17 protein-coding genes are annotated in these 19,821 nt (G+C 63.8%); 11 read left to right on the top strand and 6 right to left on the bottom strand.

The genetic code is table 11. The features are described 5' to 3' along the window. Window positions 1-88: 88 nt before the first annotated feature. The 4 genes from AC1RJW_RS25425 to AC1RJW_RS25440 all read right to left on the bottom strand — a co-directional run bounded on the left by AC1RJW_RS25425 (window position 89) and on the right by AC1RJW_RS25440 (window position 4,611). Window positions 89-1,594: a tetratricopeptide repeat protein gene (locus tag AC1RJW_RS25425; RefSeq protein ID WP_493047387.1), complete on the bottom strand. Its 1,506-nt coding sequence runs from the start codon at window positions 1,592-1,594 to the stop codon at window positions 89-91. A gap of 67 nt (window positions 1,595-1,661) precedes the next feature. Then, the gene (locus tag AC1RJW_RS25430; protein WP_493047388.1) at window positions 1,662-2,516 is read right to left on the bottom strand and encodes a sulfurtransferase; all 855 of its coding nucleotides are present in this window, start codon (window positions 2,514-2,516) and stop codon (window positions 1,662-1,664) included. 13 nt (window positions 2,517-2,529) lie between these two features. Continuing rightward, window positions 2,530-3,453, bottom strand: coding sequence for a DMT family transporter (locus AC1RJW_RS25435; protein WP_493047389.1), 924 nt, complete (start codon window positions 3,451-3,453; stop codon window positions 2,530-2,532). A 57-nt stretch (window positions 3,454-3,510) separates the two neighbouring features. Then, window positions 3,511-4,611 (bottom strand): aromatic ring-hydroxylating oxygenase subunit alpha, encoded by a 1,101-nt coding sequence (locus tag AC1RJW_RS25440; RefSeq protein ID WP_492403457.1) that lies wholly within the window; start codon window positions 4,609-4,611, stop codon window positions 3,511-3,513. 405 nt (window positions 4,612-5,016) lie between these two features. On the opposite strand from AC1RJW_RS25440, the gene AC1RJW_RS25445 reads away from it, so the two are divergent. From AC1RJW_RS25445 to AC1RJW_RS25480, 8 genes are all read left to right on the top strand, one after another. Then, on the top strand, window positions 5,017-5,268 hold the full coding sequence (locus AC1RJW_RS25445; protein ID WP_046683420.1) for an exodeoxyribonuclease VII small subunit: 252 nt from the start codon (window positions 5,017-5,019) through the stop codon (window positions 5,266-5,268). A gap of 8 nt (window positions 5,269-5,276) precedes the next feature. After that, the gene (locus AC1RJW_RS25450; RefSeq protein ID WP_493047390.1) at window positions 5,277-6,176 is read left to right on the top strand and encodes a polyprenyl synthetase family protein; all 900 of its coding nucleotides are present in this window, start codon (window positions 5,277-5,279) and stop codon (window positions 6,174-6,176) included. Continuing rightward, window positions 6,177-8,045 (top strand): 1-deoxy-D-xylulose-5-phosphate synthase, encoded by a 1,869-nt coding sequence (gene dxs / locus AC1RJW_RS25455; protein WP_493047391.1) that lies wholly within the window; start codon window positions 6,177-6,179, stop codon window positions 8,043-8,045. A gap of 166 nt (window positions 8,046-8,211) precedes the next feature. Continuing rightward, window positions 8,212-10,314: an FUSC family protein gene (locus AC1RJW_RS25460; RefSeq protein WP_493047392.1), complete on the top strand. Its 2,103-nt coding sequence runs from the start codon at window positions 8,212-8,214 to the stop codon at window positions 10,312-10,314. Window positions 10,315-10,417: 103 nt separating this feature from the next. Further along, window positions 10,418-11,539, top strand: coding sequence for a cytochrome-c peroxidase (locus tag AC1RJW_RS25465; RefSeq protein ID WP_493047393.1), 1,122 nt, complete (start codon window positions 10,418-10,420; stop codon window positions 11,537-11,539). Between the two features lie 536 nt (window positions 11,540-12,075). Next, window positions 12,076-12,453: a glutaredoxin family protein gene (locus AC1RJW_RS25470; protein ID WP_493047394.1), complete on the top strand. Its 378-nt coding sequence runs from the start codon at window positions 12,076-12,078 to the stop codon at window positions 12,451-12,453. A 32-nt stretch (window positions 12,454-12,485) separates the two neighbouring features. Beyond that, window positions 12,486-12,677: a hypothetical protein gene (locus AC1RJW_RS25475; RefSeq protein ID WP_493047395.1), complete on the top strand. Its 192-nt coding sequence runs from the start codon at window positions 12,486-12,488 to the stop codon at window positions 12,675-12,677. A gap of 91 nt (window positions 12,678-12,768) precedes the next feature. After that, window positions 12,769-12,969 carry a hypothetical protein gene (locus AC1RJW_RS25480; RefSeq protein ID WP_493047396.1) on the top strand — a complete coding sequence of 67 codons (201 nt, stop codon included), beginning with the start codon at window positions 12,769-12,771 and terminating at the stop codon, window positions 12,967-12,969. Between the two features lie 53 nt (window positions 12,970-13,022). Here AC1RJW_RS25480 and AC1RJW_RS25485 read toward each other — a convergent pair whose 3' ends face one another. Further along, window positions 13,023-13,577 carry a cob(I)yrinic acid a,c-diamide adenosyltransferase gene (locus AC1RJW_RS25485; protein WP_070290065.1) on the bottom strand — a complete coding sequence of 185 codons (555 nt, stop codon included), beginning with the start codon at window positions 13,575-13,577 and terminating at the stop codon, window positions 13,023-13,025. Window positions 13,578-13,729: 152 nt separating this feature from the next. Here AC1RJW_RS25485 and AC1RJW_RS25490 point away from each other — a divergent pair, with 152 nt between their 5' ends. The 3 genes from AC1RJW_RS25490 to glcF are packed head-to-tail and all read left to right on the top strand — an operon-like array spanning window position 13,730 to window position 17,537. Further along, window positions 13,730-15,220 (top strand): FAD-linked oxidase C-terminal domain-containing protein, encoded by a 1,491-nt coding sequence (locus AC1RJW_RS25490; RefSeq protein ID WP_493047397.1) that lies wholly within the window; start codon window positions 13,730-13,732, stop codon window positions 15,218-15,220. Between the two features lie 15 nt (window positions 15,221-15,235). Then, the gene (glcE, locus tag AC1RJW_RS25495) at window positions 15,236-16,306 is read left to right on the top strand and encodes a glycolate oxidase subunit GlcE (RefSeq protein WP_493047398.1); all 1,071 of its coding nucleotides are present in this window, start codon (window positions 15,236-15,238) and stop codon (window positions 16,304-16,306) included. 4 nt (window positions 16,307-16,310) lie between these two features. Then, window positions 16,311-17,537 (top strand): glycolate oxidase subunit GlcF, encoded by a 1,227-nt coding sequence (gene glcF, locus AC1RJW_RS25500; RefSeq protein ID WP_493047399.1) that lies wholly within the window; start codon window positions 16,311-16,313, stop codon window positions 17,535-17,537. Here glcF and AC1RJW_RS25505 read toward each other — a convergent pair. Beyond that, window positions 17,530-19,638: a putative bifunctional diguanylate cyclase/phosphodiesterase gene (locus AC1RJW_RS25505; protein WP_493047400.1), complete on the bottom strand. Its 2,109-nt coding sequence runs from the start codon at window positions 19,636-19,638 to the stop codon at window positions 17,530-17,532. The two genes, glcF and AC1RJW_RS25505, sit on opposite strands and share 8 nt — an antisense overlap. Window positions 19,639-19,821: the final 183 nt, after the last annotated feature.

Below are 19,821 nucleotides of genomic sequence, written 5' to 3' on the forward strand. Positions count from 1 at the left end.
TATAGGAGTCACATGTCGTATGGAAACTTTTCAGCGTGGCATATGCTGACTGGTTGCACCGTCCACAGGTACCGTGAAGCGCCCTGTATCAGGACGGCGTTTGCGCCAGGCGTTGCAGTTCGAGCAGTGCATTGCCGTATTCGGTATACATGACCATGCCGGTGGAAACCGTCTTTTCAAAGAATTCCCTGGCTTTGATGCGGTCCTGCTGCAACAGATAGTATTGGCCTATATTAAAATAGGCTTCGCACAGGGATAGCAGGCGCTCATCGCCTGTCATTGTTTCGGCCGCCGCCAGTACTTGTTCCGGCGTCGAAATGCCGGTGAACAAACCGTAGAGGGGACGCGGCCAGGCGCCGCTGGCCTCGGCGTTCAATTCCTGCCTGAGCGTGTCCGGCAAGGCGAGTCCTGCAGGTCTCAGCGTCCACAGATACCACAGCCTGGCATACGGCTGCGCCTCGATGTTTGCCGTCGAGACGGCAAGCGGTTCCAGGTCCTCCAGCGCACGCCGGTATTGGCCCATCTGGTAATAAGTCTGGCCACGCTGGTAGGCGACTTCGCCAGCGTCGTAGCCCAGCGTCCGGGCTTGTTCCAGCTGCACGATGGCGGACTGGAATTGTCCGCGCTGGACCTGGATTGATGCCAGCGTCATATGGTAGACAGCCGTCGCGGGTTGCAGCGCTAGCGCCCGCGTCAAGTCGGCCCATGCCAGCTCGACTTGCTGCAGATCCGCATGGGCCGAGCCGCGTAACCAGTACGCCTGGGCCAGTTCCTGCTTGTCTTCCGGCTTGCGCGCGATGGTCGCGCTGTGCTCGGCGATGTCTTTTTCCAGGCTGCTGCGCATGCGCTGGCCCGGGGTATGGGCCGCAGTGCCCGGTTTGTTACTGTTGATCCACATTTCCGGGACACTGAAGGAGCCGCCCATCATCTGGCTGATGTGTTGCAGTTGCGCGAGGAATTTGTCCAGGTCGCGCGCCGGCACCGAATCGCTCAGGAAAGTGAACTCCAGCGCGATGCGCGCCACATTTCCGCGAAATTGCTGGGACTGTTTGTAAGCGAAGAAATCGCCGTCGTAGCGCGTGGTGGTGGGGTCGAGCAAGCCGCTGACATTGTCAGGCAGGTTGATCTGCAAGGTATAGCTCAGCGTCTTGCCGGCGCCCGGCAAGATAAATGGGACGCCGCGTGCGGCTTCATCATTGACACGCGTCGCTTGAATGAAATTCAACGGCATGAATGCGAAGAGCCAGCCTTTGCCCAACGCGGTCGCGGCGTGCTCGATCGTGTAGCGGTCGACTATGGTGATATGCGCACCAGGCCGATAGTCGGCCAGTTCCGCGGCCCCAAGGCGTTGCGCGCCGGGATAGCGGGCCTGGACCAAGGCCAGGTCCAGGGGGGCATAGTCGGCCATGCGTGTCGAGAGCCTCTGCTGTACCTTATCCGCCGCCATGCCGTCGTAGCTGGTGCGCTTTTCAAACAGTACCGGCTGGTCGAATGCCCTGACGCTCATGATTTCCTTCAATTCATACGCGGCGGGTGGTTTTTGCGCGGCGGCAGGCAGGCTGAATGCCAGGCATAAGCTGGCCAGTACGCTCAAGAAGGATCGTTGCATGAGTAATTCCTGATAGTGACAAAGATCGTCGACGAGACGCCGCGCTGGCTGCCTATACTGCTCCGGTCGCCACCGGCCGCGCGGGGTCGGCGCACCATTCGCTCCACGAACCCGGATACAGGGCCGCGCCAGGCAAACCCGCCACTTCCAGGGCCAGCAGGTTGTGGCACGCCGTCACGCCGGAGCCGCATTGCAGGATAGTAGATTCAGCCGTGCTGATTAGGCCCGCGAATTCCTGCTCCAGTTCTTTCGCGGATTTGAAGCGGCCGTCCGCCTGCAGGTTATCCTTGAAGAAACGGCTTTTCGCGCCGGGGATATGGCCGCCCACGGGGTCGATGGTTTCGTTTTCACCGCGATAACGGTCGGGGGCGCGTGCGTCGATGACAGTCAACGCCTGTGTTTCCAGGTTGGCGACGACGTCCTGCACGCTGACCGTGCGCGCCAGGCTGGCTTTTTCCGTGAAATTGCCAACAGGGCGCGGTGCCACGGGCGTGACCAAGGGCAAGCCTTGCGCCTGCCAGGCGGCCAGGCCGCCGTCGAGCACGGCCACATTCGGGTGGCCGAGCCAGCGCAGCAGCCACCACAAACGGGCGGCGAACATGCCGCCCTGGCCATCGTACGCCACCACTTGCGTGTCGTCGTCGATGCCCCAGCCGCGCAGGGTGGCCAGCAGGGCGTTGCGGTCCGGCAAGGGATGCCGTCCCGTGAATGCCGGGCCACGCGCCGTCTTGGGGCCGGACAGGGCCGTGTCGATATCGGCGAATTGCGCATTCTGGATGTGGCCGGCGGCAAACGCGTCGCTGCCCGCCGTCGGGTTGAGCAAGTCGTGGCGGCAATCGAGGATGACCCAGTCGCTGTCATTCAGGTGGCTGGCCAGTTCGCTGGCCTGGATCAAGGTGGTGTACATCAGGAACGCTCCTTTACACTTCGCTGGCGATGGGATCCGTGCGCGCGATGGCCGCGCCACGGGCCGTGTTGCGGGTATTGTAATAGGTGGCGGCAATGCCCGAGGCGAGAATGATGCCGATGCCGGTCCAGCCGTGCCAGTCGAACAGGTCGCCAAAGATCACCACGCCCCAGAAGCTGGAAAAGACGATGCCTGTGTATTGCAAATTAGCAACAACGAGGGTCTTGCCCAGGCGGTAGGCGCGCGTCATGGCCATCTGCGCCATGGTGGCGCACAGGCCGATGGCGGCCAGCAAGCCGATGCCGTAGGCGCTCGTGTGCGCATGCCAGACGACGGGGCCGCCGCCGGCGCTGGCCACGTGGCCGATCACGCCGGCCAGGAAATTGACGACCGAGAAATAGAACACGACCCGGTATTCGGGTTCGCCCAGCAAGCCCAGCTTGCGCACCTGCAAGTAGGCGAGGGCGGACAGCATGCCGGAAATCAAGGCCGTGATGGCGCCGCTCAGCTGGTCCGTCTCGAACACGGGTTGCAGCAGCAACGTCACGCCGACAAAGCTCATGGCAATGGCCGCCACCAGCGGCCACTCGACCTGTTGCATGCCTTTCCACCAGCCGCTCGCGAGTAAAATCACGGCGATCCAGATGGGCGCCATGTAATTGAGGGTCATGGCCGTGGCCAGCGGCAGGATGGCGATCGCATAAAACCACAGCCATAGGGCGATCACGCCCACCACGCCGCGCCACAGATGCTGGCCCGGCATCGTCGTTTTAAAACTGCCGCCCTGGTACAGAATCGTGCAGCTCATGACGAGCATGCCGATGATGCCGCGGTACATGACGATTTCGGACGTCGAATACAGATCCGACGCCAGTTTCACGCACACGCCCATGATGGCGAACATAAAACTGGCAAACAGCATCCATAAAGATTGCATGAGTAAATCCTGACGATGAAAATGAAAAAGGGCCGCGCAATGCGGCCCTTGAGGGAATTACAGTTCGATATTGTTGCGATACCACTCGTGGAAATGCTGCATGCCGTCTTCCATGGGCGATTGGTAAGGGCCCACTTCGTTCACGCCGCGCGCCATCAGGACCTTGCGGCCCGCATCCATGCGCTGGGCGATTTCATCGTCCTCGACGCAGGTTTCCATGTAGGCAGCCCGTTCCGCTTCGACGAAGTCGCGCTCGAACAGCACAATTTCTTCGGGGTAATAGAACTCCACCACATTGCGCGTCTTTTGCGGACCATCGGGCCACAGGGTCGAGACGACCAGCACGTGCGGATACCATTCGACCATGATGTTCGGATACAAGGTCAGCCAGATGGCGCCATACGGCGGCGCTTCTCCGCCACGGAATTGCAGCACCTGCTCCTGCCATTTCTTGTAGGCGGGCGAGCCGGCCTGCTGCAGGCCGCGGTGCACGCCCACCGTTTGCACGCTGTAATCCTTGCCGAACTCCCAGCGCAGGTCGTCGCAGCTGACGAAGCTGCCCAGGCCCGGGTGGAACGGTTCCACGTGATAATCCTCGAGGTAGACTTCGATGAAGGTCTTCCAGTTGTAGTCGCACTCGTGGATTTCCACGTGGTCGAACATATAGCCGGAAAAATCGAGGTCTTTCGAGACGGACAAATCTTTCAATTTTTCCATCACGTTGTAGCCGTTTTGCTCGAACAGCAAGCCATTCCAGCTTTGCAGCGGCGTTTTCGACAGGTTCAGGCACGGTGTCTCGGGGAAATGCGGCGCGCCGATCAATTCACCCTTGAGGTCGTAGGTCCAGCGGTGCAGCGGGCAGACGATGTTATTTGCATTGCCGCGGCCATTGAACATCAGCGCCTGCCGGTGGCGGCACACGTTGGACAGCACTTCGATGCCATTGGCGTTGCGCACGAGCATGCGCCCTTCGTTCTCAGACGCCAGGGTCGCAAAATCGCCGGTTTCCGGCACCATCAGCTCGTGCCCGACATAGCGCGGGCCGGCTTGGAACAATTGCTGCATTTCACGCTGCAACAGCGTTTCGTCAAAATAGACGTGGACCGGAAGTTGCGCGTTTGAACGCGCCAGCTTGGCGTGAGTAGCCAGATCGGACATCCCAACCCCCCATAAATGTACAACGGTCAGCAGTGCCCCAGGCCATTCCCTGGGCAACCGCTACAGAGAGAAAGAATCCGCAAAGACCTGAATTCAAATTTGTTGAAACGGTATTTCGGACAGAACCGGCGATTATAGCGCGGATCGGCCTCGACATTATCAAACCCGCCCGGTAAATAGCCTATTAATGAGAAACATTGTCATTTGGCGCGCAATTTCCGGCAGACAGGGGCGATTCGGCTAAAATCCACTGACAAGCTGGCAACGCTATTGACTTTGAGCGCGCCGATTGCGCTTTAGTTTTCACTTAATAGTGTGGTTTGTTCTAAAATAACGCTTCTATGCTGGCCGGGAGTCCCCGGCGTCTCCCTACAAGCCCCTCGTGCCACGAAGAGATCTGAGTCTATGTCGAAGAAATTAACTGCCGCTGCCGCAGCGCCGGCCTCGTTTGAAGAGGCGATGGCGGAACTGGCGCAGCTGGTAACGCAAATGGAAGCGGGCCAGTTGCCGCTGGAAGCATCGGTCGCGGCGTACCAGCGCGGCTCGGAACTGGTCAAGTATTGCGCTACCCAGCTCGACAGTGTCGAAGCGCAGGTGAAAGTATTGGAAGGCGACATGTTGAAACCGTTCGTCGATGCCGGCGAGGCCGCTCAATGATGGCCAGTATGCAACAAGACAGCGTCACGTTCGGCGACTGGATGCAAGCAACCCAGTCCGGCGTGGAAGGCCGGCTCGACCAGTTCCTGCCGGCGGCGGACGCCGTGCCGCACAAGCTGCACGCGGCCATGCGCTACGCGCTGCTGGGCGGCGGCAAGCGCGTGCGCCCGCTGCTGGTGATGGCGGCCGGCGAACTGTTTGACGCCGATCAAGACACCCTCGCGCGCGCCGCTTGCGCGCTGGAAATGATTCACGTGTATTCGCTCGTGCACGACGACATGCCGTGCATGGATGACGATGCCTTGCGCCGTGGCAAGCCCACCGTGCACATCGCCTACGATGAAGCGACGGCCCTGCTGGTGGGCGACGCGCTGCAATCGCAGGCCTTCATGCTGCTGGCCGACGGCGCGGCCATTCCGCCCGCGCGGCAAATGGCCATGATCAAGCTGCTGGCGCACGCGTCCGGTTCCTTTGGTATGTGCGGCGGCCAGGCAATCGACCTCGACAGCGTCGGCCTGGCCTTGACCTTGCCGCAGCTGGAACAGATGCATCAACTCAAAACGGGTGCCTTGCTGCGCGCGGCCGTGATCCTGGGCGCGCTGGCGGGCAAGGAGCTGACGCCGGACGAGATGACGGCGCTGAACGCCTATGCGCGCGCCGTCGGCCTGGCGTTCCAGGTGGTCGACGACGTGCTCGACGCGACGGCCGATTCGGCCACCCTGGGCAAGACGGCGGGCAAGGATGCGGCCGCCAACAAGCCCACTTACGTATCGATACTGGGGCTGGAACCATCGCGAGCCCTGGCAGAACAATTGCGGTGCGACGCCCATGCGGCGCTGGCGCCATTCGGGGACAAGGCACGCCGTCTGCGCGAGCTGGCGGACCTGGTCGTGCAGCGGAAGGCATAAATGAAACTGTTAGAAACCATCAATGAACCAGCGCAAGTGCGCAAGCTGGCCCGCTCGCAACTGGTGCCGCTGGCGCAGGAATTGCGCAGCTTCCTGCTCGATTCCGTTTCCAAGACGGGCGGCCATCTGTCGTCCAACCTGGGCACGGTCGAGCTGACCGTTGCGCTGCATTACGTGTTCAACACGCCGCACGACCGCATCGTCTGGGACGTGGGCCACCAGACCTATTCGCACAAGATTTTGACGGGCCGGCGCGAACGCATGCACACGCTGCGCCAGAAGGACGGCATTTCCGGCTTCCCGAAACGCGACGAGAGCGAATACGACACGTTTGGCACGGCGCACTCGTCGACGTCGATCTCGGCCGCGCTGGGCATGGCGCAGGCCGCCAAGATCAAGGGCGATCCGCTGCATGCGATCGCCGTGATCGGCGACGGCTCGATGACGGCCGGCATGGCGTTCGAGGCGATGAACAATGCGGGCGTGCAGGAAGACGTCAACCTGCTGGTGATCCTGAACGACAACGACATGTCGATCTCGCCGCCCGTGGGCGCGCTGAACCGCCACCTGGCGCGCCTGATGTCGGGCCAGTTCTATGCGGCGGCGAAAAATGTCGGCAAATCCGTCTTGCCCGGCCCCGTGCTGGAACTGGCGAAGCGCTTCGAAGAGCACGCCAAGGGCATGGTCGTGCCGGCCACCATGTTCGAGGAATTCGGTTTCAATTATATCGGCCCCATCGACGGCCACGACCTCGATTCGCTGATTCCGACCTTGCAAAATATCAAGCAATTGAAGGGTCCGCAATTCCTGCACGTGGTGACCAAGAAGGGGCAAGGCTACAAGCTGGCCGAGGCGGAACCGATCCTGTACCACGGCACGCCGAAGTTCAATCCGGCCGAGGGCATCAAGCCGGCCACGGCGCCGGGCAAGATGACGTACACGGAAGTGTTCGGCAACTGGCTGTGCGACATGGCGGCCCACGACAAGCGCCTGGTGGGCATCACGCCGGCCATGCGCGAAGGCTCGGGCATGGTCAAGTTCGAACAGCAATTTCCGACCCGCTACTTTGACGTCGGTATTGCCGAACAGCATTCCGTGACGTTCGGCGCGGGCCTGGCCTGCGAAGGACTCAAACCCGTCGTGGCCATCTATTCGACCTTCCTGCAACGCGCCTACGACCAGCTGATCCACGACGTGGCCCTGCAAAACCTGGACGTGACGTTCGCGCTGGACCGCGCCGGCCTGGTGGGCGCCGATGGCGCCACGCACGCGGGCAACTACGACATGGCGTTTTTGCGCTGCATCCCGAACATGGTCGTCATGGCCGCGTCGGACGAAAACGAATGCCGCCAGATGCTGACGACGGGTTACCACTACCCGGGCCCGGCCGCCATCCGCTATCCGCGCGGCGCCGGTGCCGGCGTGGCCATCGTGCCGGAACTGAGCAGCATCGAGATCGGCAAGGGCGAGATCAAGCGCCAGGGCAAGCGCATCGCCATCCTGGCCTTTGGCTCGATGGTGGCGCCGAGCGTGGCGGCGGGCGAGAAGCTCGACGCGACGGTGGCCAACATGCGTTTCGTCAAGCCGCTCGACGTGGCACTGGTGAAACAGCTTGCCGCTGAACACGATTATCTGGTGACGGTGGAAGAGGGCTGCATCATGGGTGGCGCCGGTTCGGCCGTGGCCGAAGCCCTGGCGGCCGAGGGCATCGTCAAACCTATCCTGATGCTGGGCTTGCCCGACACCTTCATCGACCATGGCGACCCCGTGCAGCTGCTGAAAAGCGTGGGCCTGGACGCCAGCGGCATCGCGGCGTCGATCGAGCAGCGTTTTGGCGGCTCCCAGCCGCGCCTGGCTGTCGTCAGCTAAGATTGCTTGTACGCATGAAAGCGGCACTGCGGTGCCGTTTTTTTTTGGGCCGGCAGGGATTTTACGTTGCACTGCAACATTTTTCGTCCGAGAATGCTACGATGACGCTTTGATACCCCTTTCAAAGCCGATCTTGCATTTCAGGAAACTCCACCGCCGTTCGCGCATGCTGGCAAGCCGCTGGCTGACGGGCGTGCACGCCTATACCGACACCCTGGCGCAGCGCCGTCCCCTGTGGATGGTCAGCCTGGCCATCGACGAAACGAACCTGTCCGAGGGCTTGCGGGCCGCCTGCGCCTCCAGCGCCATGCTGCTCTTGGGCTTGCTGTTCGACCATCCCGATTTTTCCTGGGCCGCCATCGGCGCTTTCTGGACGTGCCTGGCCGACGCGGCCGGCACGCGGCGCATGCGTTTCGTCTCGATGGTGGGCTTCGGCTTGCTGTCGACGGTGGCCGGCGGCCTGACGGCGCTGGCGGCCGGGCATGGCGTGGCGACGGCGGCCGTCGCCGTGTTGCTGTTTTCCTGGGCCGGCGCGCTGGCGCGCATCTGGGGCGCGGCCACGGCGCAGGTGGCCATCCTGGCGGCCACGGCCTGCGTGGTGATGGTCACGCACCCATTGGCATCGATGACGCAGACGGCGCCTTTCCTGGGGCTGTACATGTTCGGCTGCCTGTTTGCCACCGTGCTCAGTTTTACGGTGTGGCGCATCCACCCGTTCGGCCCAAGCCGGCGCGCCATCCGCGCCGCGTATTCGCGCCTGGCCGGCATCGCGCGCGACAATGCGCGCTTCCTGGAACAGGGCCCGGCGTTGCCGGACGCGGCCGCGCATGGGGCCAGCTACCGTTCGCAGGCGCGCGCCGCGCTGGAAGCGGCGCGCGTGGCGCTGGCCGCCGTGCCGCCCGCGCGCGCGGGCCGCAGCGCTCTGTACGACAACCTGCTGCTGGCGCTCAGCGACGCCGAGCGCATCTTCGCCTATCTGATCGCCGTCACCCATACGTGCGAGCGCGAGCAGCAGCGGCTGCGCCAGGACCCGCGCGCGCGGCGCAGCCTGGAAGTGATGGCCGTGCTGCTGCGCCGCCTGGGGCAAGCCGTGCAGCGCCAGCCGGAAGCGCCGCCCCTGGAATTGCAGCGCCGCCTGGCAGGCTGCGGACGGCGCCTGGAAGCGGCGCTGGGCGCCTTGCTGCCGCTGCGCCTGAATGTCGACTTCATGGAACTGGGCTTGCCGCGCGCGGCGCAGCTGCCGTGGCGCGAAGCGGCTTTCCTGGCGCTGGGACAGGCGTGGCAAACGGCGAAGGTCAACGCCACGCCGCAGTCGCTGAGCTGGCGCCATGCGGCGCGCGTGTCGCTGGCGACGACGGCCGGCTTTTTGCTGGTCGAGGCGCTGCATATTCCGTTCGGCTACTGGGCCACGATGGCGACCTTGTTGATATTGCAGCCCTCCGTGTCGACCACCTGGCCGCGCGGCATCGAACGCGTGGCGGGCAGCGTGCTGGGCGCCGTGCTGGCCGTGCTGATCGGCCTGGCCGTGCACACCCCGCTGGCGATTTCGCTGGTGGTGTTTCCCCTGATCGTCGCCACCATGGCTCTGCGCCGCGTCAGCTACAGCCTGCACGTGCTGTTCATGACGCCCGCCTTCGTGCTGGTGGCCGACTATGCGGCGCCGGCCAGCGAGATGGTGTATGCGGCCAGCCGCCTGGGCAACAATGTGCTCGGCTGCGTGCTGGCCCTGCTGGCCACGTTCTTCCTGTGGCCGGACCGCGAGGCGGACGACCTGGACCAGCGCCTGGCGAAGGCAGTGTCGGCCAACCTGAAATACCTGCTGGCCGTGCTGGCGGCGGGCGGTAAATGGGACAGCGCCATCGCGCGCCTGCGCCGCGAGGCGGGTCTGGCCAGCAATAATGCGGAACAGGTCTTGCAGCGCCTGCGCATCGAGCGCCGCCTGGACCGCAGCAGCGGCGTGGGCCTGGCGGCGCTGCGCACCTTGCCGCTGCTGCGCCGCGTGGCGGGCAGCACGGCGCGCATCAGCCTGAGCCCCCAGGCCGAGCCGGCGCCGCCCGAATTGCAACGCTGGATCGCCGAGGTCAGCGGGGAAATCGATGCGCTGCTGCGCGGTGACGCCGATGCTGGCGCGCCTGGCCCTTGCGTTGCCGAGGGCTTGACTGCTCTGCAAGCCGATGCGGTGGCCCAGGTGCAGCTGCTGCGCGGCTTGCTGCGCGAGCATGTGCAGGCGCAGGGAAGTCCTGGAAAATTGACGCAGGTCACAGAATAGGGTCTGCCGTACGCGTTCACGCGGTGCCTGTCATTGCTCATGGTTATCATTTGTCGATACCAATATTGATGTAGAGCAAGGCAGAGTCATGAAAGATGGGTGGATGAAACAAAATGCGGCGCTGGCCGTGCTGGCCACGGCAGCCGGGCTGCTGATCAGCCAGAGTGCCGCGGCGCGCGAGGCATCGTCGTCGGCGGAGTGCGCCACGCCCGATGGCTGGGACCGGGCCTGCTTGCGCCAGGTTTATGCCCGGCCCATCGCCGGCTGGCCCCGTCCGCACGTGCCTGCCGGCGTGACGGTGGCGGAGATGGCGCCCGTCTCGGCCATCCCCGTGGCCCCCGTCGCGCCGGCCGTCGCGGCGCTGGGACAGCGCCTGTTCAATGACCCGCGCCTGTCGCGCTCGAACGCCGTGGCCTGCATCAGCTGCCACAGTCCCGCGCACAGCTTTGCCGACAATAAGCGTGTTTCCGTGGGGCATGATGGACGGCTGGGCCAGCGCAATACGCCGGGCTTGCTGGGCGTGGCGCAGATCACGCCCCTGTTCTGGGATGGCCGCGCCAGCACCCTGGAAGAGCAGGCGCTGGGGCCCTTGCAGCATCCCGATGAAATGGCCATGGATGCAGCGGCGTTGCCGGCCAAGCTGGCCGCGCAGGGCGATTACGCGGTGCAGTTCGATGCAGCCTTCGGCAAGGGCGCCGGCGTGACCCTGGCGCGCATATTGACGGCGCTGGCCGATTACCAGCGTACCTTGCTGCCGCCCGTCACGCGTTTCGACACCTTCCTGGAAGGCCGGCGCACGGCCCTGAACGACCGCGAACTGCTGGGTCTGCACCTGTTCCGCACCAAGGCGCGCTGCATGACCTGCCACAGCGGCGCCTTGCTGACGGACCAGCAATTCCACAACCTGGGGCTGAGCAATTACGGCAGCCGCAAGTATGAAGACCTGGGGCGCTACCTGGCGACGGGCAAGAATGAGGACGTGGGCAAGTTCCGCACGCCAGGCCTGCGCGGCGTGGCGCAATCGGGGCCGTGGATGCACAATGGCGCGTTTGCGCAGATGGTGGGCATGCTGAACATGTACAACGCGGGCATGTCGCGCCCCGCGCCGCACGACGCGCAGCAGGCGGCCGATCCGAAGTTTCCCGTCACCTCGCCCCTGCTGCAGCCATTGCAGCTGACGTCCGATGAAATCATCGCGCTGAAGACTTTTCTCGAAGTGTTGTAGCCGCTCGGCCGGCTGCGCCCGCAACCGGCCTTTTCCTGCTTGCGGCGCCGATATTGTATAGACGTTTGGCGCCTGCCAATCTCTCCAAATTCCACATTGCATGGGCTTTGCCGATATATTTTCCAAACTGGAAATTTATCGAAAGGAAACGTTGACTCTAAAATAAGTGCGGTCTATATTCGATTTTGCAGGATGTAAATTCGATAAAGTAATAAGCATCGTACTGCAGGTGGCATTTCTTTTTCCAAGTCAATCGAAAGGTCGAAAATGTTTAAAAAGATCGCTGTTTTTCTGTTTGCCGTTGGTGTCGCCACCTCCTATTCGGCCGGTGCCGCGCAGAATTGCTCCCGCCAGTGCATCAATGTCGCCAATGAATGCATGGATACCGGGCAGTCTTTCGAGACATGCAAGGCGCTGCAGAAAGCATGCTATTTGGAGTGCCAATCGGGCCAATAAGTGCCTGCGCAGAGGCGGCCGTCCGGTGCTCCATTTGCCGCGGCCTGCCATGTGATTATGTGGAGTAGAAATTTCCTATCATGCAAAAGAAAATTAAAACCATCGCCATGTATGGCTTGATCCTGGCCGCCGGCCTGGGCAGCGGTTATGGCCTGTCCTTGCTGCCCGGCTTGCTCAAGTCGAATTACACGGAGGGCAATTACGCCGCGTATTTCCCGAATGCCCAGGCGAAAGTGGTGCTGTACGGCACGGACTGGTGCGGCTATTGCGCCAAGACGCGCGCGTATTTCAAGGAAAACAAGATCGAATTCGTCGATCTCGATATCGAGAAATCACCGGCAGCGAAAAAAGCCCATGAAGAACTCGGCGGCGGCGGCGTGCCCGTGGTGTTGATCGGCAACCGCAAGATCCAGGGTTTCAATGCGGGTGCGCTGGAAGCGGCACTGAAGAAAATCTGACGTTTTAACTTTTTAAATTGAAAAGGCTGAGCATGTTCAAAAAGATTGCCGCTTTCCTGTTCGCAGCCGGCGCCGCCCTGTCCTTCAGTGTCCAGGCTGGCGGCCCTGACTGCACTTTTGTCTGCGAACGCAACCTGCTCGATTGCGTGGAATTCGGCCAGCCAGCCTGCATGGAAAATTATCAGGCTTGCCAGAAGGAATGCCTGCGCCCGCCGCGTCATTGACGCGCGGATGCAATACCCGCTTGTGGATGGCGCGTAAGGGACGGCGTGCCATGGATGTTGCTCATCGTCTGTCAATTCAACAGGAGTGCTTATGTTCAAAAAACTGGGTTTCTTTTTGTTTGCCATGGGCCTCAGCGCCTCGTATGCGATCGCCGGCGGTGGCGAGCCGGAATGCTATACGCAGTGCGACGAGGATCTGGTGCAGTGCATGACGGACCATCCGAGGGCGCCGGGCGCCTGCAGCAAGATTCACCAGATGTGCAATAAAAGCTGCGATCCGATCTTGCCGTAAATAAATGACTGTGCCGGCCAGCCACCATGTTGGCCAGGCCGGCAGTGGCGGTTTTATCCTCGCGTGCGGTCATGCCGCCACAGCACGTCGCTGCCGCCGGCAAAGCGGTTCAGCACGCGCGACAGCACGAACAGCAGGTCCGACAGGCGGTTCACGTACTGGCGCGGATGTTCGTGCAGGGGTTCCGCATTCGCCAGCGCGACGATGCTGCGCTCGGCGCGCCGGCACACGGTGCGGCACACATGCGCCAGCGAGGCGGCGCGCGAGCCGGCCGGCAGGATGAATTCACTCAAGGCCGGCAAGTCCGCATTGTATTTCGCCAGCAAATCGTCGAGGCGCAGCACGTGCTCTTCCTTGATCAGCTGATAGCCGGGGATGCAGATTTCTCCGCCCAGGTCGAACAAATCGTGCTGGATGGCCACCAGCTCCTCGCGCAAGGCGTCGGGCATGGCTTCGCACAGCAGCAAGCCGATATTGGAATTGAGTTCATCCACGTCGCCCATGGCGTGGATGCGCGCGCTGTCCTTGCTGGTGCGGCTGCCGTCGCCCAGGCCGGTGCTACCATTGTCGCCCGTGCGCGTGGCGATTTTCGAAAGTCGGTTGCCCATGATGCTGATCCTGTCAAAGAAGAATGGGGGCAGCATACGACACTGCGCGCCGCCTGGCCGCGGATTTGCCCGCAAATCGGACAAAAAATGCGCTGTGCGCCACTTTTGTGCTTACAATCGTTGCACGCCCATGCCCATTTGCCTCCCATCTTATGCTCAATGCTGCCCCTGAATCCGGATTGACCGCCGCGCGCCAGCAAGCCGTCGTCGCGGCCCTGCTGGCCGTGCTGCCGGCCCGCTGCGTGCTGTCCGACGCGGAAGATACGCGCCCGTATGAATGCGACGGCCTGGCCGCCTACCGCCAGCTGCCGATGGTGGTCACCTTGCCCGATACGGAAGAACAGGTCATCGCCATCCTCGGCGTCTGCCGCGAGTTGAACGTGCCGATCGTGCCGCGCGGCGCCGGCACGGGCCTGTCGGGCGGCGCCTTGCCCATCGCCGACGGCGTGGTGCTGTCGACGGCGCGCCTGAACCGCATCGTGCGCCTCGACGCGTATGCGCGCATCGCCGTGGTGCAGCCGGGCGTGCGCAACCTGGCCATTTCCGAAGCGGCGGCTCCCCACGCGCTGTATTACGCGCCCGACCCGTCCTCGCAGATCGCCTGCAGCATCGGCGGCAACGTGGCGGAAAACTCGGGCGGCGTGCATTGCCTCAAATATGGTTTGACCGTGCACAATGTGCTGCGCGTGCGCGTTGTTACCATTGACGGTGACGTGCTGGAACTGGGCGGCGAGTGCCTCGATTCGCCCGGCCTCGATCTGCTGGCCGTCTTCATCGGCTCCGAAGGCATGCTGGGCATCGTCACGGAAGTGACGGTCAAGCTGGTGCCGAAACCGGCGACGGCGCGGGTCATCATGGCGTCGTTCGGCGACGTCGTCACGGGCGGCAATGCGGTGGCCAACGTGATCGCCGCCGGCATCATCCCGGCGGGACTGGAAATGATGGACCAGACGTCCTCGCGCATGGTCGAACCGTTCGTCAAGGCCGGCTACGACACGGACGCGGCGGCCATCTTGCTGTGCGAGGCCGATGGCACGCACGAGGAAGTGGAAGAGGAAATCGCCCGCATGACGGCCGTGCTGGAAGGGGCGGGCGCCAGCGCCATTGCCGTTTCGCAGTCGGAAGCGGAGCGCATGAAGTTCTGGTCGGGCCGCAAGAACGCGTTTCCCGCCGCGGGGCGCATCTCGCCCGACTACTACTGCATGGACGGGACCATCCCGCGCAAGCGGCTGGCGGAAGTCCTGACGGGCATCGCCGGCATGGAAACGACGCATGGCTTGCGCTGCGCCAACGTGTTCCACGCGGGCGACGGCAATTTGCACCCCTTGATCCTGTTCGATGCCAACCAGCCCGGCGAATTCGAGCGCGCCGAAGCGTTTGGCGCGGACATCCTGGCCCTGTGCGTGGCCGTGGGCGGCACCATCACGGGCGAGCATGGCGTGGGCATGGAAAAGATCAATTCCATGTGCGTGCAGTTTACGCGCGCCGAACTCGATGCCTTCTTTGCCGTCAAGCGCGCCTTCGACCCCCATACCTTGCTGAACCCGGACAAGGCGATTCCCACCTTGAACCGCTGTGCCGAATTCGGCAAGATGCACGTGACGGCGGGGCGCCTGCCGTTCGCCAACCTGCCCCGTTTTTAACCGCCGGAGACTCCTTTGCAAGCAATCGTGGAACAATTCAGGCAGCAGATCCTGGCGGCCGGCGCGGCGGGCAAGCCCTTGCGCCTGCGCGGCGGCGGCACGAAAGACTGGTATGGCCAGCAGCTCGAAGGCGAGGTGCTCGATACGAGCGCGTATGCGGGCATCATCGACTATGAACCGACGGAGCTGGTGATCACGGCCCGCTGCGGCACGCCGCTTGCCGATATCGAGGCGGCGCTGGCCGCGCGCAACCAGATGCTGGCTTTCGAGCCGCCCCATTTCGGCCCCGGTGCCACGCTGGGCGGCGTCGTCGCCAGCGCCCTGTCCGGCCCGCGCCGGGCCAGCGCGGGCGCCTTGCGCGACTTCGTGCTGGGCGCCGTGCTGATGGATGGCCACGGCGAACGCCTGGCCTTTGGCGGGCAGGTGATGAAGAACGTGGCCGGCTACGATGTCTCGCGCCTGCTGGCGGGGTCCCTGGGCACCCTGGGCCTGATCCTGGAAGTGTCGCTGAAGGTGCTGCCCTTGCCGCTGCGCGAAGCGACGTTGCGCGTGGCGTGCGCGGAAATCGCCGCCTTGCGCATGCTCAATGAATGGGCCGGTCAACCGCTGCCGATATCGGGCAGCTGCTGGCACGATGGCGTCTTGAGCGTGCGCCTGTCCGGCGCCGAGGCGGCCGTCTCGGCGGCGCTGCACGCGCTGGGCGGCGAGCTGCTGGCGCCCGAAGACGCGGCGGCCTTCTGGCTGTCCGTGCGCGAGCAGACGCACGCCTTCTTTGCGGGCGCGGGCAGCCTGTGGCGGCTGTCGCTGCCGCCGCACGCCAGCGCCGTGATCGTCAAGGGGCGCCAGCTGATCGAGTGGGGCGGGGCGCAGCGCTGGCTCAAGCTCGACGCCGACGCCGATGCGGCCGGGGCACAGGACATCCGCCAGGCGGTGGCTGCCGCTGGCGGCCACGCCACCCTGTTCCGCGGCGGCGACAAGGCCGTGGGCGTGTTCCACCCGCTGGCGCCGGCCATCGCCACCATCCACCAGCGCCTGCGGCAGGCTTTCGACCCGGCCGGCATCTTCAACCCGCACAGAATGACTTGAGCGCATGCAAACCAATCTCGCCGATTTCATCAAGAATACGCCGGCAGGCGACGAAGCCGAAGCCATCCTGCGCGCCTGCGTGCATTGCGGCTTTTGCACGGCCACCTGTCCCACCTACCAGCTGCTGGGCGACGAACTCGATGGCCCGCGCGGACGCATCTACCTGATCAAGCAGGTATTGGAGGGCGCGCCCGTCACGGCCAAGACGCAGACGCACCTGGACCGCTGTCTGACCTGCCGCAACTGCGAATCGACCTGTCCCTCGGGCGTGCAGTACGGGCGCCTGGTCGACATCGGCCGCAACGTCGTCGAGCAGCGCGTGCAGCGCCCCCTGCGCGAACGCGCGCTGCGCTTCGCCCTGAAGGAAGCCTTGCCGCGCCGCTGGCTGTTTACGCCCGTGTACAAGGCGGGGCAGGCGCTGCGGCCGCTGCTGTCGAAAGGCTTGCAGGATAAATTGCGCCCGGGCGCCGCCGCCGGCGCATGGCCGGCGCGCGAGCATGCGCGCAGCATGCTGCTGCTCGATGGCTGCGTGCAGCCGGCCATGTCGCCGAACATCAACGCGGCCACGGCGCGCGTGCTCGACGCACTGGGGGTGCAGCTGATCGTCGCGCCGAAGGCGGGCTGCTGCGGCGCGCTGCGCCATCACCTGAACGACCAGGAAGCGGCGCTGGACGACATGCGCCGCAATATCGACGCCTGGTGGCCGTACGTCGACAGCGCCGAAGCCATCGTCATGACGGCGTCCGGCTGCGGCGCCACGGTGAAGGAATACGGCCATCTGCTGGCGCACGATGCGCAGTATGCGCAGAAGGCGCGGCGCATCGCGGAACTGACGCGCGATTTGTCCGAGATCATGCCGGCGTTTGAAAACGAGCTGGTGGCGCTGCTGCAAGGACGCATCGGCAAACGGGTGGCGTATCACCCGCCCTGCACCTTGCAGCATGGCCAGCAGGTGCGTGGCAAGGTGGAGCAGGTGCTGCGCGCCGTCGGCGTCGACGTGCGCCTGTGCGCGGACAGCCATCTGTGCTGCGGTTCGGCAGGCACGTATTCGATCCTGCAGCCGGCCCTGTCGCAGCAGCTGCGCGACAACAAGGTGGCCAACCTGGAAGCGTGCGAGCCGGAGATGATCGTGTCGGCCAATATCGGCTGCCTCACGCATCTGCAGTCGGGCACGCAGACGCCCGTGCGGCACTGGATCGAGTTGATCGACTCGGCCCTGACGTCTAAATAGGTACCTCGCTGAACTGCGCGATGCGCCATTGCGGCGCAGGGATGAAATTGTTCGCCCACTCCAGCACGGCGTCGGCCGGCATGGGGCGGGCGATGCCGTAGCCTTGCGCCAGGTCGCAGCCCAGCTGGATCAGGCGCGCGCCATGCTCGACGCTTTCCACGCCTTCGGCGATCACCGTCAGGCTGAAGGAACGGGCCAGGCCGATGACGGCGCGCACCAGGTGCAGGTCGTCGCGGTCGTTGAGCATATTGCGCACGAAGCTCTGGTCGATCTTGACGATATTCGCCGGCAGGCGTTTCAGGTAGGACATCGACGAGTAGCCGGTGCCGAAATCGTCGAGCGCGAAGGTGATGCCCAGCGCCTGGCAGGCGCGGATGATGCGGCGCACGTCCTCGATGTCGTGCAGGGCCGACGATTCGAGGATTTCCAGTTCCAGCATGCTGGCGCGCACGCCGGGAAATTCGCCGAGGATGGTTTCCAGGCGCGAGACGAAGTCCGGTTGCTGGAAGTGGCGCGCCGCGATGTTCACGCTGACCACCCAGTGCTTGCCGCAAGCCACCCACCGCTGCATCTGCCATAGCGCCTGGCGCAGCACCCATTCGCCGATATCGATGATCAGATCCGTCTGCTCCACCAGCGGCAGGAATTGCGCGGGCGCCAGCACGCCGCGGCGCGGATGCTGCCAGCGCAGCAGCGCTTCCATGCCCACCACCGTGCCGGCGCGCATGTTCACCTTGGGCTGGTAGTACAGCCGCAGTTCGCCGCTGATCAGGGCCTGGCGCACTTCCGTGCGCTGGTTGTGGTGGGTGCGCACTTCCTCGTCGAGATTGGTGTCGAAGAAGTGGTACTGGTTGCGCCCCGTCAATTTCGCCTGGTAGACGGCGTGGTCGGCGTGGCGCAGCAGGCTTTCCGTATTCAGGTCCTTGCCCGCGTAGACGGCGATGCCGGCGCTGGCCGTCATGTGCAGCGCCTGCTGGTCGCACTGGTAGGGACGGCCCAGCTCGGCCATCAGCTGCGTGACGTTCTGTTCGATGCTGGCGATGCTGGCCTGGCCGCACAGCAGCAGGACGAATTCGTCGCCGCCCAGGCGCGCCACGTAATGGACCTGGCCCGTAAAGCCGTGCAGGCGGCCCGCAACCTGCTTGAGGATTTCATCGCCCGCCTCGGCGCCGTAGCGGTCGTTGATGGCCTGGAAGTGGTCGAGGTCGAACAGGCAGACGGCCAGCAGGCGCTGGCGTTCGCGCGCGAGGAACAGTTCCTGTTCGAAGCGGGCGGCCAGCGCGGCACGGTTGGGCAGGCCCGTCAGCACATCATTGTAGTTTTGCCACGACAGCTTTTGCAGCGCCTGCTGCATGTGCACGGTTTCGTTCAACTGTTCGCCCAGCTGGCGCTGGCTGGTCTTGAGCGAGGTCAACAGTTCTTCGATATCGCCGGCCATGCCGTTGAACGACTGCGACACGGCTTGCGCCTCGGGCGTGGCGCCGGCCGCCAGGCGCACGCCGAAGTTGCCGTCGCGGAAGCGGTCGGTCGCTTGCACGAAGCGCGCCAGCAGCTTGCGGTGTGCGGCCAGGATCAAGCCCAGCAGCAGGAAGACGAGGACGATATTGATGGTGCTGAGGACGGCCTGCTCGCGCACCCGGAGCCACACCTGCGCCAGGGGCAGGCCGGGCGTGTAGTGCAGGTCGAGGGTGCCGTCGCCGCCGTCCGGCAGCGCCACCGTCAGGCGGCTGCGGATGGCCGTGATGCCGGCCAGGCGCGCGAACCACGCCGGCACCGTCGCCAGTGTGTCGGCCAGCTTGCTGTCGGCCAGCACCTCGATATGTTCGCCAGCCGTGTCCCAGCGGGCGGAAACCAGGCTGCGGTTCAGCGGCAGGGCGCTGCGCAGCACTTGCCGCACGCTGTCGTGCATCGCGTGACCGTCCGCGTGCACGGCCAGCGGCAGCACGCTATTGGCCAGGAACAGGTCGAGTTGCCGGGCGTCGCTCTGGTAGCGCGCATTGGCCAGCGCCGTTTCCGAACCGAGCAGGGCGTGATAGCGGACGGCGGAAACGGCGAGTATCAGGAAGAAAATAGGAATGAAGAGGCGGGAATAACTGCCCATCCGCATCCATGAAGATATTATTTTCCCAAAGACTGGCATCGTTTTTTGATCGATATCTGCGAATAATTATGCAAACATTATCACCGAAATTTGCTATTGGAAACACAATATTGATGTCAAGCATGAAATAAATGCGGATTTATTGATTTTGTATGAGTGTTGTCTTTAATTAAAGCATCGAGT

This window comes from Janthinobacterium sp. GW822-FHT07A03, assembly GCF_058798815.1.

What these genes read in the sequence shown, in the direction of transcription:
- AC1RJW_RS25475 (WP_493047395.1), top strand. Translation starts at nt 12,486, where the DNA reads ATGTTCAAAAAGATTGCCGCTTTCCTGTTCGCAGCCGGCGCCGCCCTG.
- AC1RJW_RS25470 (WP_493047394.1), top strand. Translation starts at nt 12,076, where the DNA reads ATGCAAAAGAAAATTAAAACCATCGCCATGTATGGCTTGATCCTGGCC.
- AC1RJW_RS25445 (WP_046683420.1), top strand. Translation starts at nt 5,017, where the DNA reads ATGTCGAAGAAATTAACTGCCGCTGCCGCAGCGCCGGCCTCGTTTGAA.
- AC1RJW_RS25435 (WP_493047389.1), bottom strand. Translation starts at nt 3,453, where the DNA reads ATGCAATCTTTATGGATGCTGTTTGCCAGTTTTATGTTCGCCATCATG.
- glcF (WP_493047399.1), top strand. Translation starts at nt 16,311, where the DNA reads ATGCAAACCAATCTCGCCGATTTCATCAAGAATACGCCGGCAGGCGAC.
- AC1RJW_RS25450 (WP_493047390.1), top strand. Translation starts at nt 5,277, where the DNA reads ATGCAACAAGACAGCGTCACGTTCGGCGACTGGATGCAAGCAACCCAG.
- AC1RJW_RS25465 (WP_493047393.1), top strand. Translation starts at nt 10,418, where the DNA reads ATGAAACAAAATGCGGCGCTGGCCGTGCTGGCCACGGCAGCCGGGCTG.
- AC1RJW_RS25460 (WP_493047392.1), top strand. Translation starts at nt 8,212, where the DNA reads ATGCTGGCAAGCCGCTGGCTGACGGGCGTGCACGCCTATACCGACACC.
- dxs (WP_493047391.1), top strand. Translation starts at nt 6,177, where the DNA reads ATGAAACTGTTAGAAACCATCAATGAACCAGCGCAAGTGCGCAAGCTG.
- AC1RJW_RS25490 (WP_493047397.1), top strand. Translation starts at nt 13,730, where the DNA reads ATGCTCAATGCTGCCCCTGAATCCGGATTGACCGCCGCGCGCCAGCAA.
- AC1RJW_RS25485 (WP_070290065.1), bottom strand. Translation starts at nt 13,577, where the DNA reads ATGGGCAACCGACTTTCGAAAATCGCCACGCGCACGGGCGACAATGGT.
- AC1RJW_RS25430 (WP_493047388.1), bottom strand. Translation starts at nt 2,516, where the DNA reads ATGTACACCACCTTGATCCAGGCCAGCGAACTGGCCAGCCACCTGAAT.
- AC1RJW_RS25440 (WP_492403457.1), bottom strand. Translation starts at nt 4,611, where the DNA reads ATGTCCGATCTGGCTACTCACGCCAAGCTGGCGCGTTCAAACGCGCAA.
- AC1RJW_RS25505 (WP_493047400.1), bottom strand. Translation starts at nt 19,638, where the DNA reads ATGGGCAGTTATTCCCGCCTCTTCATTCCTATTTTCTTCCTGATACTC.
- AC1RJW_RS25480 (WP_493047396.1), top strand. Translation starts at nt 12,769, where the DNA reads ATGTTCAAAAAACTGGGTTTCTTTTTGTTTGCCATGGGCCTCAGCGCC.